Origin of the sequence: Actinokineospora diospyrosa, from assembly GCF_024171925.1 — a bacterium.
Taxonomy (GTDB): Bacteria; Actinomycetota; Actinomycetes; order Mycobacteriales; family Pseudonocardiaceae; genus Actinokineospora; species Actinokineospora diospyrosa.
Map to the genome: position 1 here is coordinate 212,804 of NZ_JAMTCO010000014.1, position 20,401 is coordinate 233,204.

Below are 20,401 nucleotides of genomic sequence, written 5' to 3' on the forward strand. Positions count from 1 at the left end.
CGCTGATCGGACTAGGTCGTTCCCGTTCAGGCCGTCTGGCGCCGCAGTGTCCCCGCGCCGAGCCCGAGCGCGACCACGACGCAGCCCGCGACCACCACCAGGTCGCGCACCAGCGTGCCGTCGAAGTCCGCGGACCGGGTGACCCGGGTGAGGGCGTCGACGGCGTAGGACAGCGGCATCACGTCCGACAGCCACTCCAGCAACCAGCCCATCCGCTCCCGCGGCTGCAACAGCCCGCACAGCAGGAACTGCGGCAGCACGAACAGCGGCATGAACTGGATCGCCTGGAACTCGCTGGTCGCGAACGCGCTCACGAACAGGCCCAACGCCATGCCCAGCAACGCGTCCAGGACCGCGATCAGCAGCAGTGTCCACACCGAACCGACGACCGACAAGCCCAGCCACAGCACGCTGACCACCGTCGCGATCCCGACCTGGACGACCGCGATGGCGCCGAAAGCGATGGCGTAGCCCAGGATCAGGTCCAGCTTGCCCATCGGCATGGTCATCAGCCGCTCGAGGGTGGCGGTGGTGCGCTCGCGCAGGGTGGTCACCGAGGCGACCAGGAACATGATCACGAACGGGAAGACGCCGAGCAGCGCGGGCGCGGTGCGGCTGAAGGCGTGCTCGTCGTTGAAGACGAACCGCAGCAGGGTCATCAGCAGGGTCGGCACCAGGAGCAGCATCACGATGGTGCGCGGGTCGTGGCGCAGCTGGGTCAGCACCCGCCGCGCGGTGACGGTCGCCTTCACGCCGCCGCCCTCGCCAACCGCAGGAACGCCTGCTCCAGGTCCGCCTGCCCGGTCTCGGCGCGCAGGCCGTCCGGGGTGTCGTCGGCCAGGACCGCGCCCTCGCGCAGGAACAGCAGCCGGTCGCAGCGCGCGGCCTCGTCCATCACGTGGCTGGACACCACGAGCGTGGTCCCGGCCGCGGCGAGGCGGTGGAACAGGTCCCACAGGTCCTCGCGCAGCACCGGGTCCAGGCCGACCGTCGGCTCGTCGAGCACCAGCAGCTCGGGGGAGCCGAGCAGGGCGACGGCCAGGCTCGCCCGGCCGCGCTGACCGCCGGAGAGGCTGCCGACCAGCTGGCCCGCCCGGTCGGCGAGGTCGACCTCGGTGAGCACCCGGTCGACGTCGGCGGCGGGGGCGCCGAGCACGGCGGCGAAGTAGCGCAGGCACTCGGCGACGGTCAGGTCCGCGTAGACGGCGGGGTTCTGGGTGGCGTAGCCGACGCGCGAGCGCAGGGCCGGGTGGCCCGCGGGCCTGCCCAGCACCTCGACGGTCCCCTCGGCGACGAGCTGCACGCCGACGACGGCGCGCATCAGGGTGGTCTTGCCGCAGCCACTGGGGCCGAGGAGCCCGGTGACCGAGCCGCGCGGGATCTCGAACCCCACGCCGCGCAGCACGTCGCGGCCACCGCGGACGACCCGCAGCCCGGTGACGGTGACGACAGAATTAGCCATGCGTTTAATTCTGCGCGCGATGAGTTTCCCCCGTCAAGGTCTTCACCCGGTGCGTGCCAGGTCCTAGCGTGATCACCCTCACCAAACCGGAGGTCCTCCGATGCCCGCCGACTCCGCCCTGACCGCCCTCATCGACGAGTTGGGCAGGACCCCCTTGCGCGGCGACCCCGCCCCGGACACCTTCCTCACCCGGCTGCGCGCCGCCATCGCCACCTGGGACTCGGCCATCGCCGACCTCGACGCCGGTGGCGCCGCCGCCGACGCCCTCGAACGCGTCCTCGCCGCCTTCGACATGGACGACGACTTCGCCACCCGCACCCGAGAAGCCCAAGAAATGGCCCGCCTCGACGTCAGCACGGCCGCGCACCGCTTCCTGGTCCTGCTGATCCCCCTGCGCCGCGAACTCGTCCGCGCCGACCACCGCGCCATCTCCCAACTCCGCCGGGCCGTGTCCCTGGAGAAACGCGCCCAAAGCCGCTGGCGCAGCCCAGACGGCCGCGCGGCGGCGATGGTGGATCGGGACCTGGAGTTGGAGGAGGTCCGGGTGAGCGCGAAGACGATGCTCGACCAGGCGGGTGAGGTGGCTGATCGGTTCGCTCGGTGGCGGGCGGGGGTTTAGCTCTCTGTCCCGTGGATTGGTTGCTGGCGGTGGATCTGCCCCAGAGTGCGAGGCGTGATCACTGTGACAGCACGCGGAGCAGGCGGCTCGTCACCAAAGGAGAGAGGGCTAGTCCTTGGTGAGGTACAGCCGCAGGACTGGGGTTAGGAGGGCGACTACTTCGTCGTCGGTGGCGGAGGCTAGGGGTTCTACCTTGATGATGTAGCGGACCAGGGCCAGGCCGACCAGGTGGGACGCGATGGCGGTGGCGCGCAGGCGGGGGATGCCGAGGGCTTCGGTGACCTTCGCGAGCATCGCGCGTTCCAGGAATTGGCGCAGCATCGCGGCCGCGGCTTCGCTGGTGGAGATCGAGCGGATCAGGGCGTGCAGGGACTTCGACGACTCGGGGGCCGACCACAGGGTGAGGAACAGGCGGACCAGGCGTTCGGGGATCTCGTCGCGCGGGCCGGCCAGCAGGGTGGTGACCACCAGGTCCGGGTTGAGCGGGAGGTCGAGGGCGGCGGCGAAGACCTTCTCCTTGCTGCCGAAGAAGTGGTGCACCAGCGCCGGGTTGACGCCGGCGTCGGTGGCGATGGCGCGGATGGTGGCGCCCCGGTAGCCGTGCGCGGCGAACTGGGCGCGGGCGGCGGCGAGGATGTGCGCGCGGGTCTCGGTGGGGCCTGGTCGGCGGCCGCTCCTGGTCATCTGGCTCCGTTTCGCCCGGTCACTCGGTCCAGTATCGCGGCCCCGTAGGCTCGGGGGCATGCCAGTAGCGGTCCGTGTGATCCCCTGCCTCGACGTCGACGGTGGGCGGGTGGTCAAGGGGGTCAACTTCACCGATCTCGTCGACGCCGGGGACCCGGTCGAGCTCGCGGCGGCCTACGACGCCGAAGGGGCCGACGAACTGACGTTCCTGGACGTCACCGCGTCCTCTTCGGACCGCGAGACCACGCTGGACGTGGTGCGCCGGACCGCCGAGCAGGTGTTCATCCCGCTGACCGTCGGCGGCGGCGTGCGCACCGTCGAGGACATCGACCGGCTGCTGCGCGCTGGCGCGGACAAGGTCGGCGTCAACACCGCCGCCATCGCCCGGCCCGAGTTCCTCGGCGAGGCCTCCCGCCGATACGGCGCCCAGTGCGTCGTGCTGTCGGTCGACGCCCGCCGGGTGCCCGAGGGCGCCCAGCCGACCCCGTCCGGGTTCGAGGTCACCACGCACGGCGGGCGCCGGGGCACCGGCATCGACGCCGTCGAGTGGGCCGCCAGGGGCCAGGAGTTGGGCGTCGGGGAGATCCTGCTGAACTCCATGGACGCCGACGGCACCAAGGCCGGGTTCGACCTGGAGCTGATCCGCCTCGTCCGGGCCAGGGTGGACGTCCCGCTGATCGCCAGCGGCGGCGCGGGCGACCTGTCGCACTTCCCGCCCGCGGTGGCCGAGGGCGCCGACGCGGTGCTCGCGGCCAGCGTGTTCCACTTCGGACAGTTGCGGATCGGCGAGGTGAAGGACACGCTGCGCGGCGCCGGGGTCGAGGTCCGGTGACCCGCCCGCTGGAGGTCAAGGTCGCGAGCCTGCTGCTGGTCGGCGCCGCGCTCGCGTTCGTCGGCCTCGGGTTGGCGCGCAACGACTCCGGCGCGTTGACCTTCCCGGTGCTGCTCGGCGCCATCGGCGTGCTGGCAGGCGCCAGCGTGTTCGCCGGGAAGTTCGCCACCCCGGTCGTGGTGTTCGCCGCGCTCGCCGCCGTCGCGCACGCCGCGATCGCGTTGAGCGCCGTGGCGCTGTGGATCCGGATCGGCTCGGGGGTGTTGGCCGCGGCGCACGTGTACGCGGTCGTGTTGGTGCTGACCCGCCCGGCGCGGGTGTTCACGGGAAAGGTGACCGGTGACCAGTCTTGACCCGGCGATCGCGGGGTTGCTCAAGCGCACCGCGGACGGCTTGGTGTGCGCGGTGGCGCAGCAGCGGGGGACCGGCGAGGTCCTGATGGTGGCGTGGATGAACGACGAGGCGCTGCGCCTGACGCTGGCCACCCGCCGGGCCACCTACTTCTCCCGCAGCCGCGGCGAACTGTGGGTCAAGGGCGCCACCTCGGGCAACACCCAGACCGTGCACGACGTCCGCCTCGACTGCGACGGCGACGCCGTGCTGCTCGTCGTCGAGCAGACCGGCGGCGCCTGCCACACCGGCGACCGCACCTGCTTCGACGCCCGCCCGCTGCTCGACCCGGGGCTCAGTCCAGCGGACCGGTGAGGTAGCGCTGCAGCGTCGGCCCCACCGCCTTGACCACCGCCTCCGCGTCCGAGGTGGTGATCGGGTCGAACCGCGCGACGTAGCGGACCACCCCCAGGCCGATCATCTGCGAGGCCACCAGGTTGGCGCGCAGTTCGCCGTGGTCCTCGGCCACCCCGGCGAACTGGCTGAACACGTTGTCGTGGAAGAACTGGCGCAGGGCGTTGGCGACCTGCTCGTGCGCGGCGACGCTGCGGATCAGCGCGGCGAAGACACCGCCGCCGTGGGCGTCCCAGATGGTCAGGAAGGTGCGCACGATCCGCTCGCCGAGGGTGGCCGGGTCGCCGCCGCCGAGCACCTCGGCGATGCGCTCGCGCGGGTTGAACGGCAGTTGCAGCACCGCCTCGGCGAACAGCGCCTCCTTGCCGCCGAACCAGTGGTTGACCATCGCCGCGTCCACCCCCGCCTTGCGGGCGATGGCGCGCACGGTGGCACCGTCGTAGCCCTGCTCGGTGAAGACCTCGCGGGCCGCGGTCAGCAGCGCGGTCCTGGTGTCGGTGCCACCGGGCCGCCTGCCCCGGCGGCGTTCGCCGTTCGCCGTTGTCACCCGACCATCATGCCCTGTCGGCCCGTGGTGCTCAACGCGTGTTGAAATATGGCCCGGGCGGAAAGCGGTAGCGGCCGCACGGCAGAATGACGCCATGGTGAGCGCGATCGGTGTCCCGTCCCGTCCCGCCCTGGCGACGGGCGGCATGGGAGAGGTGAGTCCCACCAGGGAGCAGTTCCACGCCCTGGCGGCCGACCGGCGGGTCATCCCGGTGGTCCGGCGGGTGCTCGCCGACGCCGAGACCCCGGTCGGGGTGTACCGCAAGCTCGCGGGCGACCGGCCGGGCACCTTCCTGCTGGAGTCCGCCGAGAACGGCCGCTCCTGGTCGCGCTGGTCCTTCGTCGGCGTGCGCAGCCCCGCCGCGCTGACCGCCACCGGCGGCGAGGCGCACTGGACCGGCACCCCGCCGATCGGCCTGCCGCAGGGCGGTGACCCGCTCGACGCGCTGCGCGAGACGGTCCGGCTGCTGCACACCGACCCGCTGCCCGGCCTGCCCCCGCTGACCGGCGGCATGGTCGGCTTCATCGGCTACGACGCGGTGCGCCGCCTGGAGCGGCTGCCCGACCTCGCCGAGGACGACCTCGACCTGCCGGAACTGGTCATGCTGCTGGCCACCGACCTGGCCGCGCTCGACCACCACGAGGGCACCATCACCCTCATCGCCAACGCGGTGAACTGGGACGACTCCCCGGAGCGGGTCGACGCCGCCTACGACGACGCGGTGGCCAGGCTCGACGCGATGGTCCTGGGCCTGCAGACCCCCGCCGCCCCCACCGCGGCCACCTTCGACCGGCCCACCCCCGAGTACACCCGCAGGCGCGAACCGGCGGAGTTCCAGGCCGCGGTGCTCTCGGCCAAGGAGGCCATCCGCGCGGGCGAGGCGTTCCAGATCGTGCTGTCGCAGCGCTTCGAGATGCGCACCCAGGCCGACCCGCTCGACATCTACCGGGTGCTGCGGACCACCAACCCCAGCCCGTACATGTACCTGCTGCGCCTGGACGGCTTCAGCATCGTCGGCTCCAGCCCGGAGGCCCTGGTCACCGTGCGCGACGGGCGGGCGACCACGCACCCCATCGCCGGGACCCGGTGGCGCGGGGTGGACCCGGAGGAGGACCAGATCCTGGAAAAGGACCTGCTCGCCGACGAGAAGGAGCGCGCCGAGCACGTCATGCTGGTCGACCTGGGCCGCAACGACCTGGGCCGGGTCTGCAAGCCGGGCACCGTGCAGGTCGTCGACTTCTTCCGGGTCGAGCGCTACAGCCACGTCATGCACATCGTCTCGACCGTCACCGGCGAACTGGCCGAGGGCAAGACGGCCTTCGACGCGGTCGCCGCCTGCTTCCCCGCGGGCACCCTCTCCGGGGCACCCAAACCGCGCGCGATGGAGCTCATCGAGGAGCTGGAACCGACCAGGCGCGGCCTCTACGGCGGCGTGGTCGGCTACCTCGACTTCGCGGGCGACGGCGACACCGCGATCGCCATCCGCACCGCGCTGATCCGCGACGGCGTGGCGTACGTGCAGGCCGGGGCCGGTGTGGTCGCCGACTCGAACCCCGCGGCCGAGGACACCGAGTGCGTCAACAAGGCGGGCGCCGTGCTCGCCGCCATCGCCACCGCCGAGACCATGCGTCCGGCGACCGGTGCCCGTGACTGACCCGGCGGCAGGGCCGGCACCAGTACCGGCACCCGACCCGGCGCCCGGCGCGGCGGGAAGACGTCCACTGTGGATCGTGGCGGTCCTGCTCCCGGTGTCGGCCGCCGCCCTCTGGGGCGCCGCGCGGCTGCCGTGGGAGCACACCGTGCGCGCCAGGCCGGGGACCGACGCCACCACGACCGCGGCCGTGCCAGGCGAGGAGCTCGTCCCCGCGCTGGTGCCCCTCGCCGTGCTGGCCCTCGCCGCGATCGCCGGGGCCCTGGCGCTCAGCGGGCTCTGGCGGCGGCTGCTCGGTGCCGCTGTGGGCCTGCTGGGCCTCGTTCCGGTGTGGTCCGGCCTCACGGTGGGCGCCGAGTTCGCTGGCCGGGCGCTGGCCGTGGCTGGCGGGGTGCTGATGCTCGCCGCCGGGGTGCTGCTCGTCGTCACCGGGCACCGGGCTCCCCGCCTCGGTGGCCGCTACCGCAGCCCGGGAGCGGCGAAAGAGTCCGCGCGGGTGGAGGAAGACCTGTGGGCGGCGCTGTCGGAGGGCCAGGACCCTACGCTCCGGCGACCGCCGAACTGAGAGCGAGGACCCGGTTCCGAGGTGGGGGAAGGGCCGGAGTTAGCATCAATTCGGCGGGAAGGGGCAGTGGTTGTGAGGGACTACACCAGCCAGACATCGGTTCGAGGTGCGCGGTGAGCACTCTGGACACGATCATCGACGGCGTCCGGGAAGACCTCGCCGCGCGTGAGGCGACCATCCCGTTCGACACCATCAAGGAGTTGGCGGCCAAGGCGGCGCCACCGCGCGACGCGCTCACCGCGCTGCGCGGCTCCGACGTCGGCGTCATCGCCGAGGTCAAGCGGCGCAGCCCGTCCAAGGGCGAGCTGGCCGCCATCGCCGACCCGGCCGCGCTGGCCAAGGACTACGAGGCGGCGGGCGCGCGGGTCATCAGCGTGCTCACCGAGCAGCGCCGCTTCGGCGGGTCGCTCGCCGACCTCGACGCGGTCCGCGCCCAGGTCGACATCCCGTTGCTGCGCAAGGACTTCATCGTCAGCCCGTACCAGGTGCACGAGGCCCGCGCGCACGGCGCCGACCTGGTGCTGCTGATCGTGGCCGCGTTGGAGCAGAACGCGCTGGCCTCGCTGCTGGACCGGGTCGAGTCGCTGGGCATGACCGCGCTGGTCGAGGTGCACACCGCGGAGGAGGCCGACCGCGCCTTGGAGGCGGGCGCGCGGGTCATCGGCATCAACGCGCGCAACCTGCACACCCTCGAGGTCGACCGGGACGTCTTCGGCAGGCTGGCCCCCGGGCTGCCGATGGAGACCATCAAGATCGCCGAGTCCGGTGTTCGCGGGCCGAGCGACCTGATGACCTACGCGGGCGCTGGCGCGGACGCCGTGCTGGTCGGCGAGGGCTTGGTCGCCACCGACGACCCCAAGGCCGCCCTGGTGCAGCTGGTCACGGCTGGCTCGCACCCGGCGTGCCCGAGGCCGGGTCGATGACCGGGGAGCACCAGGTCCCGGCCGCCGCGGACCCGCACCAGCCGGGCCAGCACGACCCCGACACAAAGGGCCACTTCGGCCCCTACGGCGGTCGGTTCATGCCGGAGGCGCTGATCGGCGCGCTCGACGAGCTCTCGGCCGAGTACGACAAGGCGCGGCTGGACCCGGAGTTCACCGCCGAGTTCACCCGGCTGCTGCGCGACTACGCCGGTAGGCCGTCGCTGCTCACCGAGGCGCCGCGCTTCGCCGAGCACGCGGGTGGGGCGCGGGTGTTCCTCAAGCGCGAGGACCTCAACCACACCGGGTCGCACAAAATCAACAACGTGCTCGGCCAGGCGTTGCTCACCAAGCGGATGGGCAAGAAGCGGGTCATCGCCGAGACCGGCGCCGGCCAGCACGGGGTGGCCACCGCGACCGCGTGCGCGCTGATGGGCCTGGACTGCGTCGTGTACATGGGCGAGGTCGACACCCAGCGGCAGGCGCTCAACGTCGCCAGGATGAAGCTGCTCGGCGCCGAGGTCATCCCGGTCAAGTCCGGCTCGCGCACGCTCAAGGACGCCATCAACGAGGCGCTGCGCGACTGGGTGACCAATGTGGACTCCACGCACTACCTGCTCGGCACGGCGGCCGGTGGGCACCCGTTCCCGGTGATGGTGCGCAACTTCCACAAGGTGATCGGGATCGAGGCGCGCGCCCAGTTCCTGGAGCTGACCGGCAGGTTGCCCGACGCCGTCGCCGCGTGCGTTGGCGGCGGGTCCAACGCGATCGGCATCTTCCACGGGTTCATCGACGACCCGGGTGTGCGGCTGGTCGGCATCGAGCCCGGCGGCAAGGGCATCGAGACCGGCGAGCACGGCGCGACGCTGAGCGAGGGCAGCCCGGGCATGCTGCACGGCGCCCTGTCGTACCTGCTGCAGGACGAGGACGGCCAGACCATCGAGGCCTACTCGATCTCCGCGGGCCTGGACTACCCGGGCGTCGGCCCGGAGCACGCCTGGCTCAAGGACACCGACCGCGCCGAGTACCGGTCCGCGACCGACGCCGAGGCGATGCACGCCTTCCAGCTCTTGTCGCGCACCGAAGGCATCATCCCGGCCATCGAGTCGTCGCACGCCCTGGCCGGTGCGCTCAAGCTCGGGCAGGAACTCGGGCCCGACGGGCACATCCTGGTGAACCTGTCCGGTCGCGGTGACAAGGACATGGACACCGCGGCGAAGTACTTCGGCTTTTACGAGGAGTCCTGATGGGCGGGCTGGACCCGGTGTTCGAGCGGACCCGCGGCGAGGGCCGGGGCGCGCTCATCGGCTACCTGCCCGCCGGGTTCCCGACCGTCGACGGCTCCATCGACCTGCTCAAGGGCATGATCGACGCGGGCTGCGACCTGGTCGAGGTCGGCGTGCCCTACTCCGACCCGGTCATGGACGGCCCGGTCATCCAGGCCGCCGCCGAGACCGCGCTGAAGGCGGGCTTCCGGCTGCGCGACCTGTTCACCGTCGTCGAGGCGGTGTCCCAGGCGGGCGGCAAGGCCGTCGTGATGACCTACTGGAACCCGGTCTTCCGCTACGGCGTCGACGCGTTCTCCCGCGACCTCGCCGCGGCCGGTGGCCTGGGCGTCATCACCCCGGACCTGATCCCGGACGAGGGCGCCGACTGGCTGGCCGCATCCGAGGCGCACGGCCTCGACCGGATCTTCCTGGTCGCCCCGTCCTCCTCGGAGGAGCGCATCGCCAGCACCGTCGCCGCCTCCTCCGGCTTCGTCTACGCCACCGCGGTCATGGGCGTCACCGGCGCCCGCGACCAGGTCGGCGGCGCGGCGGCGGGCCTGGTGGAGCGGACGCGGGCACACACTTCCCTGCCGATCGGCGTCGGTCTCGGCGTCCGCTCGGGCGCGCAGGCCGCCGAGGTGGCGTCGTTCGCGGACGCGGTGATCGTGGGCTCCGCCTTCGTCACGCGCGCCGAAGAAGGCGTACCCGGCGTGCGGGCTCTGGCGGCGGAACTGGCCGACGGGGTGCGCACCGCCAGGGCGCCAATCGGGTGAACTGGAGTGCGTGCCCTTCCCATCGCTGCCGGTAGGGGCACCACTTCACGGCAAGGCCACCCGGTCCCGTTACCGTAGCCCCCGTGACGAGCGCCTCGACCCACATCCTCGCGAGCATCCCCAGTCCCGACAGAGGTGTCTGGGAGCTCGATCTGGGGATCTTCACCCTCCCGCTGCGGGCCTACGCGCTGTGCATCATCGCGGGCATCATCGTGGCCATCTACTGGGGTGAGAAGCGCTTCGTCGCGCGCGGTGGGCAGCCGGGCACGGTGCTCGACGTGGCTGTGTACGCGGTGCCGTTCGGGCTCGTCGGCGGCAGGCTCTACCACGTCGCCACGGACTACTACCGGTACTTCGGTGAGGGTAAGAACCCGCTCAACGCGCTGCGCATCTGGGACGGCGGGCTGGGTATCTGGGGTGCCATCGCGCTGGGCGCTGTGGGTGCGTGGATCGGGTGCTGCCGCAAGGGGGTGCCGCTACCGGCGTTCGCCGACGCCATCGCGCCCGGGATCATCACGGCTCAAGCGATCGGTCGCATCGGCAACTACTTCAACCAAGAGCTCTACGGCGGGCCTACCGACCTGCCCTGGGGCCTGGAGATCTACCGCCGCGTCAACGAGTTCGGGCAAGAAGACCCGCTCAACGGCGTCGCCATCGACCACACGCTCATCGACGGCAGCCCGGTCCACCCGACGTTCCTCTACGAACTCGTCTGGAACCTGCTGATCGCGGTCCTCGTGGTGCTGCTCGACCGCAAGCTGCGACTGGGCCACGGCCGCGCGTTCGCCATCTACGTGGCCGGGTACACCCTGGGCCGCGGTCTCATCGAGATGATGCGCACCGACCCGGCGACCATGGTGCTCGGGCTGCGGATCAACGTGTGGACGTCCATCCTGCTGTTCCTCGGCGCGCTGGTGTACTTCGTGCTCGCCGGGCGGCGCGGCCCGCGGGAGGACCTGTCGGTGCTGACGGCGCCGTCCCAGCCGGACGACGCGGCCAAGGCCGAGGGCGAGCCCGACACCGCTGACGATGACATCGACGACGAGTCGGACGACGAGCCAGACGGCGACACCCCGGGCAGTGGCACGGACAGCGACACGGACAGCGGCACGGACGACGAGGACGCGCCCAAGAAGGACACCGTGTCCCAAGGTGACCGTGCCGAGGCGGGCGACAAGGACGTGCCCAGCAAGTCGTAGGGGTGTCGCCCGCGACGGGTGACTCCGCCTGCGACGGGTGTCGCGCCCCGCGACGAGTGTCGAGCCTGTTTCCGGGCTGTTAAGCTCGAACCACACACCTCGCGGGCCGCTGCCGTCCCGCGCCCAGCACCGGTCTGCGCCCCGTGCGCCACCGGCTGAGCGCGCGATCGCAGACAGGAGGCCTTCCCATGCTGTTCTCGGCCTTTCCGCGCCCGGACGGCCTCTACGACCCGGCGGCCGAACGGGATTCCTGCGGCGTGGCCATGGTCGCCGACATCCAGGGCCGCCGCTCGCACGGCATCGTCGTGGACGCGCTGACCGCGTTGGCCAACCTGGAGCACCGCGGCGCGGCCGGGGCCGAGCCGACCAGCGGCGACGGCGCGGGCATCCTGGTGCAACTACCGGACGACCTGCTGCGCGCCGAGGTCGGGTTCACCCTGCCCGACCCGGACGAGCACGGCGCCCACGGCTACGCCACCGGCCTGGCCTTCCTGCCCGCCGACCAGGACCGCCGCGCCGAGGCGATGGCGCTGGTCGGGCGGATCGCCGAGCAGGAGGGGTTGCGGCTGCTGGGCTGGCGGCCGGTCCCGGTCGACCCGGACGCCGCCGACATCGGTCCCACCGCGCGGTCGGTGATGCCGCACTTCGCGATGCCGCTGCTCACCGGGTACCCCGACGCCGAGGGCGTCAGTCCGACCGGGATCGACCTGGACCGGCTGGTGTACTGCTTGCGCAAGCGGGTCGAACACGACAGCGTCGCCGCGGGCTGCGGGGTGTACTTCCCTTCGCTGTCCTCGCGGACGCTGGTCTACAAGGGAATGCTGACGACCGCGCAGCTGCCCGCGTTCTTCCCCGACTTGCGCGATCCCCGGCTGCGCAGCGCCATCGCGCTGGTGCACTCGCGCTTCTCCACCAACACGTTCCCGTCGTGGCCGCTGGCGCACCCGTTCCGGTTCGTCGCGCACAACGGTGAGATCAACACGGTGCGCGGCAACCGGAACCGGATGCGCGCGCGTGAGGCGCTGCTGTCGGCCAGCCTGCTGCCCGGTGACCTGAGCCGGTTGTTCCCGGTCGTCGACCCGGACGGCTCGGACTCGGCGTCGTTCGACGAGGTGCTCGAGCTGCTGCACCTGGGTGGCCGGAGCCTGCCGCACGCGGTGCTGATGATGATCCCGGAGGCGTGGGAGAACCACACCGCGATGGACCCGGCCCTGCGGGCGTTCTACCAGTTCCACGCCAGCCTGATGGAGCCGTGGGACGGGCCCGCGTGCGTGACCTTCACCGACGGGTCGCTGGTCGGCGCGGTGCTCGACCGCAACGGGCTGCGGCCCGCGCGGTGGTGGCGGCTGGCCGACGACCGGGTGGTGCTGGCGAGCGAGACCGGGGTGCTCGACGTGCCGCCGGAGCGGGTGGTCGCCAAGGGGCGGCTGCAGCCGGGCCGGATGTTCCTGGTCGACACCGCCGCCGGTCGGGTGGTCGACGACCAGGAGGTCAAGGCCGCGCTGGCCGCCAGGCACCCGTACGAGGAGTGGCTGCACGCCGGGCTGCTCAAGATCGCCGACCTGCCCGACCGCGAGCACGTGGTGCAGCCGCACGAGTCGGTGCGCCGCAGGCAGCTGACCTTCGGCTACACCGAGGAGGAGCTCAAGATCCTGCTCACCCCGATGGCGGTCACCGGGGCGGAGCCGATCGGGTCGATGGGCACCGACACCCCGCCCGCGGCGCTGTCGCAGCGGGCCCGGCTGCTCTACGACTACTTCAAGCAGATCTTCGCCCAGGTGACGAACCCGCCGCTGGACGCCATCCGCGAGGAGATCGTCACCTCGGTGCAGCGGATCATGGGGCCGGAGCAGAACCTGCTGGAGCCGGGACCGGCGTCCTGCCGCCACATCCAGCTGCCGTACCCGGTGATCGACAACGACGAGCTGGCCAAGCTCATCCACGTCAACGACGACGGCGACCTCCCCGGCCACGCCTGCACCGTCCTCTCCGGACTGTACGAAGTGGACGGCGGTGGGGCCGCGCTCGGCTCGGCCGTCGAGCGGGTGCGGCGGGAGGCCTCGGCCGCGATCGCCGCGGGTGCGCGGACCCTGGTGCTGTCGGACCGCGACTCCGACCACCGGATGGCGCCGATCCCGTCGCTGCTGCTCGTCTCCGCCGTGCACCACCACCTGGTGCGCACCAGGGAGCGGCTGCGGGTGGCGCTGGTGGTGGAGAGCGGTGACGCCCGCGAGGTGCACCACGTCGCGCTGCTGCTGGGCTACGGCGCGGCCGCGGTGAACCCGTACCTGGCGTTCGAGACCATCGAGGACCTGATCTCGCACGGCGCGATCACCGGTGTCGAGCCGGTCACCGCGGTGCGCAACTACGTGAAGGCGCTGGTCAAGGGCGTTCTGAAGATCATGTCGAAGATGGGCATCTCGACCGTCGGCGCGTACACCGCCGCGCAGGTCTTCGAGTCCTTCGGCCTGGCCCAGGGGGTGCTCGACGAGTACTTCACCGGGACCACGTCGAAGCTCGGCGGAGTCGGGCTGGACGTCATCGCCGCGGAAGCGCGTACCCGACACCGGCGGGCCTACCCGGACAATCCCGCTGACAGGGTCCACCGGCGTTTGGACGTGGGCGGTGAGTACGCCTATAGGCGCGAGGGTGAGCTGCACTTGTTCACCCCAGAGACCGTGTTCCTGCTTCAGCACGCCACGCGTACCGGCCGCAATGAGGTCTACCGGGAGTACAGCGCCGAGATCGACCGGCTTAACCGTGCTGGTGGAGCGTTGCGTGGGATGTTCCGGTTGCGGAAAGCTGCGACGCCGATCCCGCTAGACGAGGTCGAGCCGGTTGAGGCCATCTTGGCGCGGTTCAACACGGGCGCGATGTCCTACGGCTCCATCTCAGCTGAGGCGCACGAGACGCTGGCGATCGCTATGAACATGATCGGCGGTAGGTCCAACACCGGTGAGGGCGGCGAAGACCCGGAACGGCTCTATGACCCGGTGCGCCGCTCGGCGATCAAGCAGGTTGCGTCCGGTCGGTTTGGGGTCACCAGCGAGTACTTGGTCAACGCCGACGACATCCAGATCAAGATGGCGCAGGGTGCGAAGCCGGGCGAGGGCGGGCAGTTGCCGCCGAACAAGGTGTACCCGTGGATCGCGCGCACCCGGCATTCGACGGCCGGGGTGGGGCTGATCTCTCCGCCGCCACACCACGACATCTACTCCATCGAGGACTTGGCGCAGCTGATCCACGACCTTAAGAACGCCAACGAGCGGGCACGAGTGCACGTGAAGCTGGTGTCTGAGGTCGGGGTCGGCACGGTCGCTGCAGGTGTTTCGAAGGCGCACGCGGACGTGGTGCTGATCTCCGGGCACGACGGCGGTACCGGTGCCTCGCCGCTGAACTCGCTTAAGCACGCGGGAACGCCGTGGGAGATCGGGCTAGCCGAGACGCAGCAGACGTTGGTGCTCAACGGGTTGCGCGACCGGATCACCGTGCAGGTCGACGGCGCGCTCAAGAACGGCCGCGATGTCGTCGTCGCCGCACTGCTTGGCGCCGAAGAGTACGGGTTCGCGACCGCGCCGCTGGTCGTCGCCGGGTGCGTGATGATGCGGGTGTGCCACCTGGACACCTGTCCGGTCGGCGTGGCGACGCAGAACCCGGTGCTGCGCGAGCGGTACACCGGTCAGGCCGAGCACATCGTCAACTACTTCCGGTTCGTCGCGGAAGAAGTCCGGGAATACCTGGCGGCACTGGGGTTCCGCACGCTCGATGACGCCATCGGGCACGCGGACCTGCTGGAGGCTGATGACACTGTCGAGCACTGGAAGGCGCAAGGGCTTGACCTGACGCCGGTGTTCACCGTGCCCGCCACGCCTTACGGCACAGCTCGACGTCGTGTCCGAACCCAGGACCACGGACTGGCGCACGCGCTGGATCGAACCCTGGTGCAGTTGGCGGAAGTCGCGCTAGAGGACGCCCTCCCGGTGCGGTTGGAGCTACCGGTGCGGAACGTGAACCGGACCGTTGGCACGCTGCTCGGTTCTGAGGTGACTCGCCGTTTCGGTGGGGATGGCCTACCGGACGGCACGATCCAGGTGCGGCTGACCGGCTCAGCCGGACAATCGCTGGGCGCGTTCTTGCCGCGCGGCATCACCATCGAACTGCTCGGCGACGCCAACGACTACGTGGGCAAGGGGTTGTCCGGTGGGCGGATCGTGGTGCGCCCGCACGCCGACGCGGTGTTCGCGGCCGAGCAGCAGGTCATCGCGGGCAACGTGATCGGCTACGGCGCCACCGCGGGTGAGGTGTTCCTGCGCGGCCGGGTCGGTGAGCGGTTCGGTGTGCGCAACTCCGGCGCCGTGCTGGTCGCCGAGGGGGTGGGCGACCACGCCTTCGAGTACATGACCGGCGGCCGGGCGGTGGTGCTCGGGTCGACCGGGCGCAACCTCGCGGCTGGCATGTCCGGCGGCATCGGCTACGTGCTCGACCTGGACCCGGCGCTGGTCAACCAGGACATGGTGGAGCTGCAGCGACCCGCAGCCCAGGACATGCGCTGGCTGCGCGAGGTGATCACCCGCCACCACGAGCTCACCGGCTCGGCGGTCGCCGCCTCGCTGCTGGGCGACTGGACCCGCCGCGGCGCCGGGTTCACCAAGGTCATGCCGCGCGACTACCAACGGGTGCTCGCCGCGGTGCGGTTGGCGCGCGCCGAGGGCAGGGACGTGGACGCGGCGATCATGGAGGCCTCCCGTGGCTGACCCGAGCGGATTCCTGCGGCACGGCCGTGAGGACGCGGCCAGGCGCCCGGTCGACGAGCGCCTCGGCGACTGGCGCGAGGTGTACCGGGAGCTGCCCGCGGCCGAGCGCGACCAGCGGGTCGGCACCCAGGCGGGCCGCTGCATGGACTGCGGCATCCCGTTCTGCCACTCCGGGTCCGCTGGCTGCCCGCTGGGCAACCTCATCCCCGAGTGGAACGACCTGGTCCGGCGCGGCGACTGGGCGATGGCGGGGGAGCGGCTGCACGCCACCAACAACTTCCCCGAGTTCACCGGCAGGCTGTGCCCCGCGCCGTGCGAGGCGGCGTGCGTGCTGGCCATCTCGCCGGACGCCGGTGGGGCGGTCGCGATCAAGCGGGTGGAGAGCACGATCGCGGACGTGTCCTGGGAGCGCGGGTACGTCGAACCGGTCCGCCCCGCGGTGTCCTCCGGTCGGCGGGTCGCGGTCGTGGGCTCCGGTCCGGCCGGGCTCGCCGCGGCGCAGCAGTTGACCCGCGCCGGGCACGAGGTGACCGTGTTCGAGCGCGACGATCGGCTCGGTGGGTTGCTGAGGTACGGGATCCCCGAGTTCAAGATGGAGAAGAAGGTCCTCGACCGGCGGTTGGCGCAACTGCGGGCCGAGGGGACCCGGTTCGTGACCGGCTGCGAGGTCGGCGGCGCCGGGCTCCCGGTGTCCCAACTGCGGGCCGACTACGACGCTGTCGTGCTCGCTGTGGGGGCCTTGCGCGGGCGCGACACAGACCTACCGGGCCGGTCGCTGAGTGGCGTGCACTTGGCCATGGACCACCTCGTCCCCGCGAACCGGGCCTGCGAGGGCGATGGGCCCACCTCGATCGACGCTCGCGGCAAGCACGTCGTCATCATCGGCGGCGGCGACACTGGCGCTGACTGCTATGGAACGGCGGTGCGCCAAGGGGCGCTGTCGGTCACGCAGCTCGACCAGTACCCGATGCCGCCTTCGCAGCGCGACGACTCGCGGTCGCCATGGCCGGTGTGGCCGTGGATTCTGCGCACCTACGCCGCGCATGAAGAGGGGGGCTCGCGGAGGTTCGCTGTTGCCGTGGAGTCCTTTGAGGGCGATGGCGCAGTTAGCTCTATCCGGCTGCGTGAGGTCCAGGTGCGTAAGGACCCGGCGACGGGAGCGCGCTCTGTTGTGCCTGTGGGGGATCAGGTGCAGGAGTTGCCCGCAGACCTAGTGCTGCTGGCGATCGGGTTCGAAGGCGTCGAACACATGCCGTTGCTGGACGGGCTGGGGTTGACTCTTAGCCCGCGCGGGACCGTGTCCTGTGGGCAGGATTGGCAGACTGCGGCTCCGGGCGTGTTTGTGTGTGGTGACGCGCATCGGGGGGCTTCGTTGGTGGTGTGGGCTATCGCTGAGGGAAGGTCGGTGGCTCACGCCGTCGACGCGTACCTGACCGGGGCGTCGGATCTGCCCGCCCCTGTTAGGCCTAACGCGTTGCCTTTGTCCGTGGTCTGATTTCAGCTTTAACAGCGCGGAAATGTCCGGACTTTATGTTGGGTTCGGATGACCTCTTTGCTCGTGCGCGTGGCTACTTTCGGGCTGTTCGCCCTGCGCATGAACAGGAGAAACCCATGAAGTTGCTCGCGCTGTTAGTGGCTAGCTTGCCGTTCGTTGGACTACCGGCAATTGGTGACACTGCTGTCGGCTCTTACCTCGTGGCGGTGAAGGACGTCCGATCCGCTTCGGCGTTGACCGCTCAATACGGCGGGTCCGTCGTACAGACCTATAGGCACGCGCTCGTGGGGTTCGAGTGGCGCGGTTCCGCTGCCGCTGCTCGGCGTTTGGCTGCGGATCCGGCCGTGCGTTACGTCGAGCCAGATCATGAGGTACGGATCGTGGGAGTCCAGACCCCTACGCCGTCGTGGGGCCTCGACCGAATCGATCAGCGCGGCGTCACAGGGGACAAGAGCTACACGTACCCCAACGGCGGTGCAGGTGTGACGGCGTACATTATCGACACGGGCATCCGGATGTCCCATCAGGACTTCGGCGGCCGGGCGGTGTCGGGCACCGACAAGGTGGACAACGACGCGGACGCAAGCGATTGCAACGGGCACGGCACGTTCGTCTCCGGAGTTGTCGGCGGCGCGGCGCACGGAGTTGCTAAGCAGGCGAGGTTGGTGGGCGTCCGGGTGTTGAACTGCTACGGGTCCGGCCGGTGGGTCAATGTGATCGCCGCGATCGATTGGATGATCGCCGATCACCAAGCCGGTAGACCTGCCGTCGCCAACATGAGCCTGTCGAGCGGGAAGATCCAATCCGCGAACGACGCGGTTGCCGCTGCCGTCGCCGACGGGATCGTCATGGTGGTCGCCGCCGGTAACGACAACGGAGCCGATGCCTGCACCCGGTCTCCCGCCAGCACCCCGACCGCGATCAGCGTTGGCGCTACCGACAGGACGGACAAGCGCTCCACCTTCTCCAACATCGGGCCATGCCTCGACCTCTTCGCCCCCGGCACCGCGATCGTTTCCGACTGGCACACCGCCGACGATGCCCGAACCGGTGGCAGCGGCACCTCTTACGCGTCGCCGCACGTGGCTGGTGCGGCCGCTTTGGTGTTGAACGCGCGCCCTGCTTTCACACCGCAGCAAGTTCGCGACGCGCTCGTCGCCGATGCCACTACCGGGGCGCTCACGTCCATCGGGACGGGGTCACCCAATCGTCTCCTGTACATCGGATCAGCGTTGAGCTAGATGGTATCTAGATAATGGACAGGGGAGCGGCGGTGGTGGGGGCTGCTGGGCCGTGAGGCCGGGTTCCACGCCGTCCAGACGTGTTGTCGGGTTCGGGTTCTGGTCCGCCGCCGCTCCGTGAAAGGCGCAATGAGGGGGTGAGCCGTCCGGCAGGAGGAGGCGGGAGACCAAGTGCGGGAGGGCGTGCGAGACTGCGGGCGATGAGTGCGCAGCCTGACATCCCCGCGTCCCTGGCCCTGGTCAACTACGGGCACTTCACCTCCATGCTGCTCACCGCGGGCAGAGCCAGGGGCCTCTCCCGGCACCTGGAGCGGCTGGACCGCGACGCCTGGGTGGTGTTCGGGCGGGGGCTGGACGAGACGGTCGTCCGGCAGGCGATCCGGGCGGCCATCGTGGACGTCGAGGGCACCGTCGCGGTCCGGGTCACCGTGCACGCGCCCGGGTTCGACCCGCGCACCCCCGAGGTCGACGTCGAGCCCGAGGTCGTGGTGACCACCGGCCGGGCACCCGCGGTCACCGGGCCGCTCAAGGTGCGCACCGCCGGGTACCAGCGGGATCTGCCGCAGGTCAAGCACGTCGGCACCTTCGGCCTGTTCTACCAGCGCAGGCTCGCCCGCCGGGCCGGGTTCGACGACGTGCTGTTCATCGGGCCGGACGGGCTGGTCAGCGAGGGGTCCACCTGGAACGTCTGCTTCCTCGACCAGGACGACACCTTCGTCGTCCCGACCGCGCCCGCCCTGCCCGGGATCGCGCTCGGCCTCATCCAGGGCGGCCTGGCCCGCCTGGGCGCGAAGGTGCAGACCCGGCCGGTGTCGGCGGCCGACCTGCCCGGCTTCCGCGCCGCCTTCGCCACCAACGCCCTGCAGCCCGTGCGCGCGATCAGCCACATCGACGACGTCGAGTACAAGGTGGACGACGCGGCGACCGCCCGGCTGCTCAAGGCGCACGACCTCACCGCGGCGGAGCGGGCATGAGCTTCCAGGGCTTCGGCGAGTACGCGGTCGACTTCTACGACGGCCTGGTCGTCGACAACTCGAAGGCCTACTGGGACGCCAACAAGGCCACCTACGACAACGACGTCAAGATCCCGATGACCGAGCTGCTCGGCGAGCTGGAGAAGGAGTTCGGCGGCGAGTTCGGCAGCCCGAAGGTCTTCCGCCCGCACCGCGACGTCCGGTTCGCGAAGGACAAGCGGCCGTACAAGGACCACTGCGGCGGCGTGATCGAGTCCGGCCGCGGCGCGGGCGCCTACTACGTCGAGGTCGGCCCGGACGGGCTGCGGGTCGGCGGCGGCTGCTTCCACATGGAGTCCGACCAGCTGGCCCGCTTCCGCGCCGCGGTCGCCGAGGAGATCCACGGGGACCCGCTGCGCGCCGTTCTCACCAAGCTGGAGCGCGGCGGTTGGGCCATCCACGGCGACCGGCTGCGCACCGCCCCGCGCGGGTACGCCAAGGACCACCCCCGGCTCGACCTGCTCCAGTACCGCTCGGTGTACGCGGTACGGGTCTGGCCGCCGGACGACACCCTGCACGAGCCGGGCTGCCTCACCCGGGTGCGCACCGCCTGGCGGCAGCTGCGGGCGTTCAACGAATGGGCCCGTGACCACGTGGGGTCGTCCGATCGCGGTCGGTAGCTGACACGTAACCA

At 71.2% G+C, this 20,401-nt stretch carries 19 protein-coding genes; 15 read left to right on the plus strand and 4 right to left on the minus strand.

The window, feature by feature from the left end; all coding sequences use genetic code 11:
- Window positions 1–26: 26 nt before the first annotated feature.
- Both LV75_RS27220 and LV75_RS27225 read right to left on the minus strand, forming a co-directional pair.
- A complete protein-coding gene (locus tag LV75_RS27220; protein ID WP_253889894.1) occupies window positions 27–752 on the minus strand; it encodes an ABC transporter permease in 726 nt (241 codons plus the stop codon).
- Complete coding sequence (locus LV75_RS27225) at window positions 749–1,462, minus strand: ABC transporter ATP-binding protein (RefSeq protein ID WP_253889895.1); 714 nt, start codon at window positions 1,460–1,462, stop codon at window positions 749–751. The genes LV75_RS27220 and LV75_RS27225 overlap by 4 nt, the downstream gene beginning before the upstream one ends.
- 100 nt (window positions 1,463–1,562) lie before the next feature.
- Between LV75_RS27225 and LV75_RS27230 the strand changes: the two genes are divergently transcribed.
- A complete protein-coding gene (locus LV75_RS27230; RefSeq protein WP_253889896.1) occupies window positions 1,563–2,081 on the plus strand; it encodes a hypothetical protein in 519 nt (172 codons plus the stop codon).
- 108 nt (window positions 2,082–2,189) lie between these two features.
- Here LV75_RS27230 and LV75_RS27235 read toward each other — a convergent pair whose 3' ends face one another.
- Window positions 2,190–2,765: a TetR/AcrR family transcriptional regulator gene (locus tag LV75_RS27235; RefSeq protein WP_253889897.1), complete on the minus strand. Its 576-nt coding sequence runs from the start codon at window positions 2,763–2,765 to the stop codon at window positions 2,190–2,192.
- A gap of 58 nt (window positions 2,766–2,823) precedes the next feature.
- Between LV75_RS27235 and hisF the strand changes: the two genes are divergently transcribed.
- Genes hisF through hisI form a run of 3 tightly spaced genes read left to right on the plus strand, consistent with a single transcriptional unit; the run spans window position 2,824 to window position 4,302 of the window.
- On the plus strand, window positions 2,824–3,597 hold the full coding sequence (gene hisF / locus LV75_RS27240; protein WP_253889898.1) for an imidazole glycerol phosphate synthase subunit HisF: 774 nt from the start codon (window positions 2,824–2,826) through the stop codon (window positions 3,595–3,597).
- A complete protein-coding gene (locus LV75_RS27245) occupies window positions 3,594–3,950 on the plus strand; it encodes a hypothetical protein (protein WP_253889899.1) in 357 nt (118 codons plus the stop codon). The genes hisF and LV75_RS27245 overlap by 4 nt, the downstream gene beginning before the upstream one ends.
- Window positions 3,937–4,302, plus strand: coding sequence for a phosphoribosyl-AMP cyclohydrolase (hisI, locus tag LV75_RS27250; protein WP_253889900.1), 366 nt, complete (start codon window positions 3,937–3,939; stop codon window positions 4,300–4,302). The genes LV75_RS27245 and hisI overlap by 14 nt, the downstream gene beginning before the upstream one ends.
- On the opposite strand, the gene LV75_RS27255 is transcribed toward hisI, so the two are convergent.
- On the minus strand, window positions 4,283–4,888 hold the full coding sequence (locus LV75_RS27255; protein ID WP_253889901.1) for a TetR/AcrR family transcriptional regulator: 606 nt from the start codon (window positions 4,886–4,888) through the stop codon (window positions 4,283–4,285). The two genes, hisI and LV75_RS27255, sit on opposite strands and share 20 nt — an antisense overlap.
- A gap of 94 nt (window positions 4,889–4,982) precedes the next feature.
- Here LV75_RS27255 and LV75_RS27260 point away from each other — a divergent pair, with 94 nt between their 5' ends.
- The 11 genes from LV75_RS27260 (at window position 4,983) to LV75_RS27310 (ending at window position 20,387) form a co-directional block, all read left to right on the plus strand.
- The gene (locus LV75_RS27260; RefSeq protein WP_253889902.1) at window positions 4,983–6,542 is read left to right on the plus strand and encodes an anthranilate synthase component I; all 1,560 of its coding nucleotides are present in this window, start codon (window positions 4,983–4,985) and stop codon (window positions 6,540–6,542) included.
- 76 nt (window positions 6,543–6,618) lie between these two features.
- A complete protein-coding gene (locus LV75_RS27265; RefSeq protein WP_253889903.1) occupies window positions 6,619–7,104 on the plus strand; it encodes a Trp biosynthesis-associated membrane protein in 486 nt (161 codons plus the stop codon).
- A gap of 113 nt (window positions 7,105–7,217) precedes the next feature.
- On the plus strand, window positions 7,218–8,027 hold the full coding sequence (gene trpC / locus LV75_RS27270; protein ID WP_253889904.1) for an indole-3-glycerol phosphate synthase TrpC: 810 nt from the start codon (window positions 7,218–7,220) through the stop codon (window positions 8,025–8,027).
- Window positions 8,006–9,271, plus strand: a complete 1,266-nt coding sequence (trpB, locus tag LV75_RS27275) for a tryptophan synthase subunit beta (RefSeq protein WP_372504236.1) — start codon at window positions 8,006–8,008, stop codon at window positions 9,269–9,271. The genes trpC and trpB overlap by 22 nt, the downstream gene beginning before the upstream one ends.
- Window positions 9,271–10,065 (plus strand): tryptophan synthase subunit alpha, encoded by a 795-nt coding sequence (trpA, locus tag LV75_RS27280; RefSeq protein ID WP_253889906.1) that lies wholly within the window; start codon window positions 9,271–9,273, stop codon window positions 10,063–10,065. The genes trpB and trpA overlap by 1 nt, the downstream gene beginning before the upstream one ends.
- A gap of 83 nt (window positions 10,066–10,148) precedes the next feature.
- Window positions 10,149–11,264: a prolipoprotein diacylglyceryl transferase gene (gene lgt, locus LV75_RS27285; protein WP_253889907.1), complete on the plus strand. Its 1,116-nt coding sequence runs from the start codon at window positions 10,149–10,151 to the stop codon at window positions 11,262–11,264.
- A 188-nt stretch (window positions 11,265–11,452) separates the two neighbouring features.
- Entirely contained in the window at window positions 11,453–16,018 is a 4,566-nt protein-coding gene (gene gltB / locus LV75_RS27290; protein WP_253889908.1) for a glutamate synthase large subunit, read from the plus strand.
- Window positions 16,011–17,513: a glutamate synthase subunit beta gene (locus tag LV75_RS27295; protein ID WP_253889909.1), complete on the plus strand. Its 1,503-nt coding sequence runs from the start codon at window positions 16,011–16,013 to the stop codon at window positions 17,511–17,513. Before gltB ends, LV75_RS27295 begins: the two co-directional genes overlap by 8 nt.
- Window positions 17,514–17,629: 116 nt before the next feature.
- Window positions 17,630–18,754, plus strand: coding sequence for a S8 family peptidase (locus tag LV75_RS27300; RefSeq protein WP_253889910.1), 1,125 nt, complete (start codon window positions 17,630–17,632; stop codon window positions 18,752–18,754).
- Window positions 18,755–18,954: 200 nt separating this feature from the next.
- Complete coding sequence (locus tag LV75_RS27305; RefSeq protein WP_253889911.1) at window positions 18,955–19,728, plus strand: aminotransferase class IV; 774 nt, start codon at window positions 18,955–18,957, stop codon at window positions 19,726–19,728.
- Complete coding sequence (locus tag LV75_RS27310; RefSeq protein ID WP_253889912.1) at window positions 19,725–20,387, plus strand: DUF2461 domain-containing protein; 663 nt, start codon at window positions 19,725–19,727, stop codon at window positions 20,385–20,387. The genes LV75_RS27305 and LV75_RS27310 overlap by 4 nt, the downstream gene beginning before the upstream one ends.
- The last annotated feature ends 14 nt before the right edge of the window (window positions 20,388–20,401 follow it).

Excerpts from the sequence above, each read along its gene's own strand:
- LV75_RS27260 (WP_253889902.1), top strand. The coding sequence starts at position 4,983 with ATGGTGAGCGCGATCGGTGTCCCGTCCCGTCCCGCCCTGGCGACGGGC.
- LV75_RS27300 (WP_253889910.1), top strand. The coding sequence starts at position 17,630 with ATGAAGTTGCTCGCGCTGTTAGTGGCTAGCTTGCCGTTCGTTGGACTA.
- hisF (WP_253889898.1), top strand. The coding sequence starts at position 2,824 with ATGCCAGTAGCGGTCCGTGTGATCCCCTGCCTCGACGTCGACGGTGGG.
- LV75_RS27305 (WP_253889911.1), top strand. The coding sequence starts at position 18,955 with ATGAGTGCGCAGCCTGACATCCCCGCGTCCCTGGCCCTGGTCAACTAC.
- LV75_RS27225 (WP_253889895.1), bottom strand. The coding sequence starts at position 1,462 with ATGGCTAATTCTGTCGTCACCGTCACCGGGCTGCGGGTCGTCCGCGGT.
- LV75_RS27310 (WP_253889912.1), top strand. The coding sequence starts at position 19,725 with ATGAGCTTCCAGGGCTTCGGCGAGTACGCGGTCGACTTCTACGACGGC.
- gltB (WP_253889908.1), top strand. The coding sequence starts at position 11,453 with ATGCTGTTCTCGGCCTTTCCGCGCCCGGACGGCCTCTACGACCCGGCG.
- LV75_RS27230 (WP_253889896.1), top strand. The coding sequence starts at position 1,563 with ATGCCCGCCGACTCCGCCCTGACCGCCCTCATCGACGAGTTGGGCAGG.
- trpA (WP_253889906.1), top strand. The coding sequence starts at position 9,271 with ATGGGCGGGCTGGACCCGGTGTTCGAGCGGACCCGCGGCGAGGGCCGG.
- LV75_RS27235 (WP_253889897.1), bottom strand. The coding sequence starts at position 2,765 with ATGACCAGGAGCGGCCGCCGACCAGGCCCCACCGAGACCCGCGCGCAC.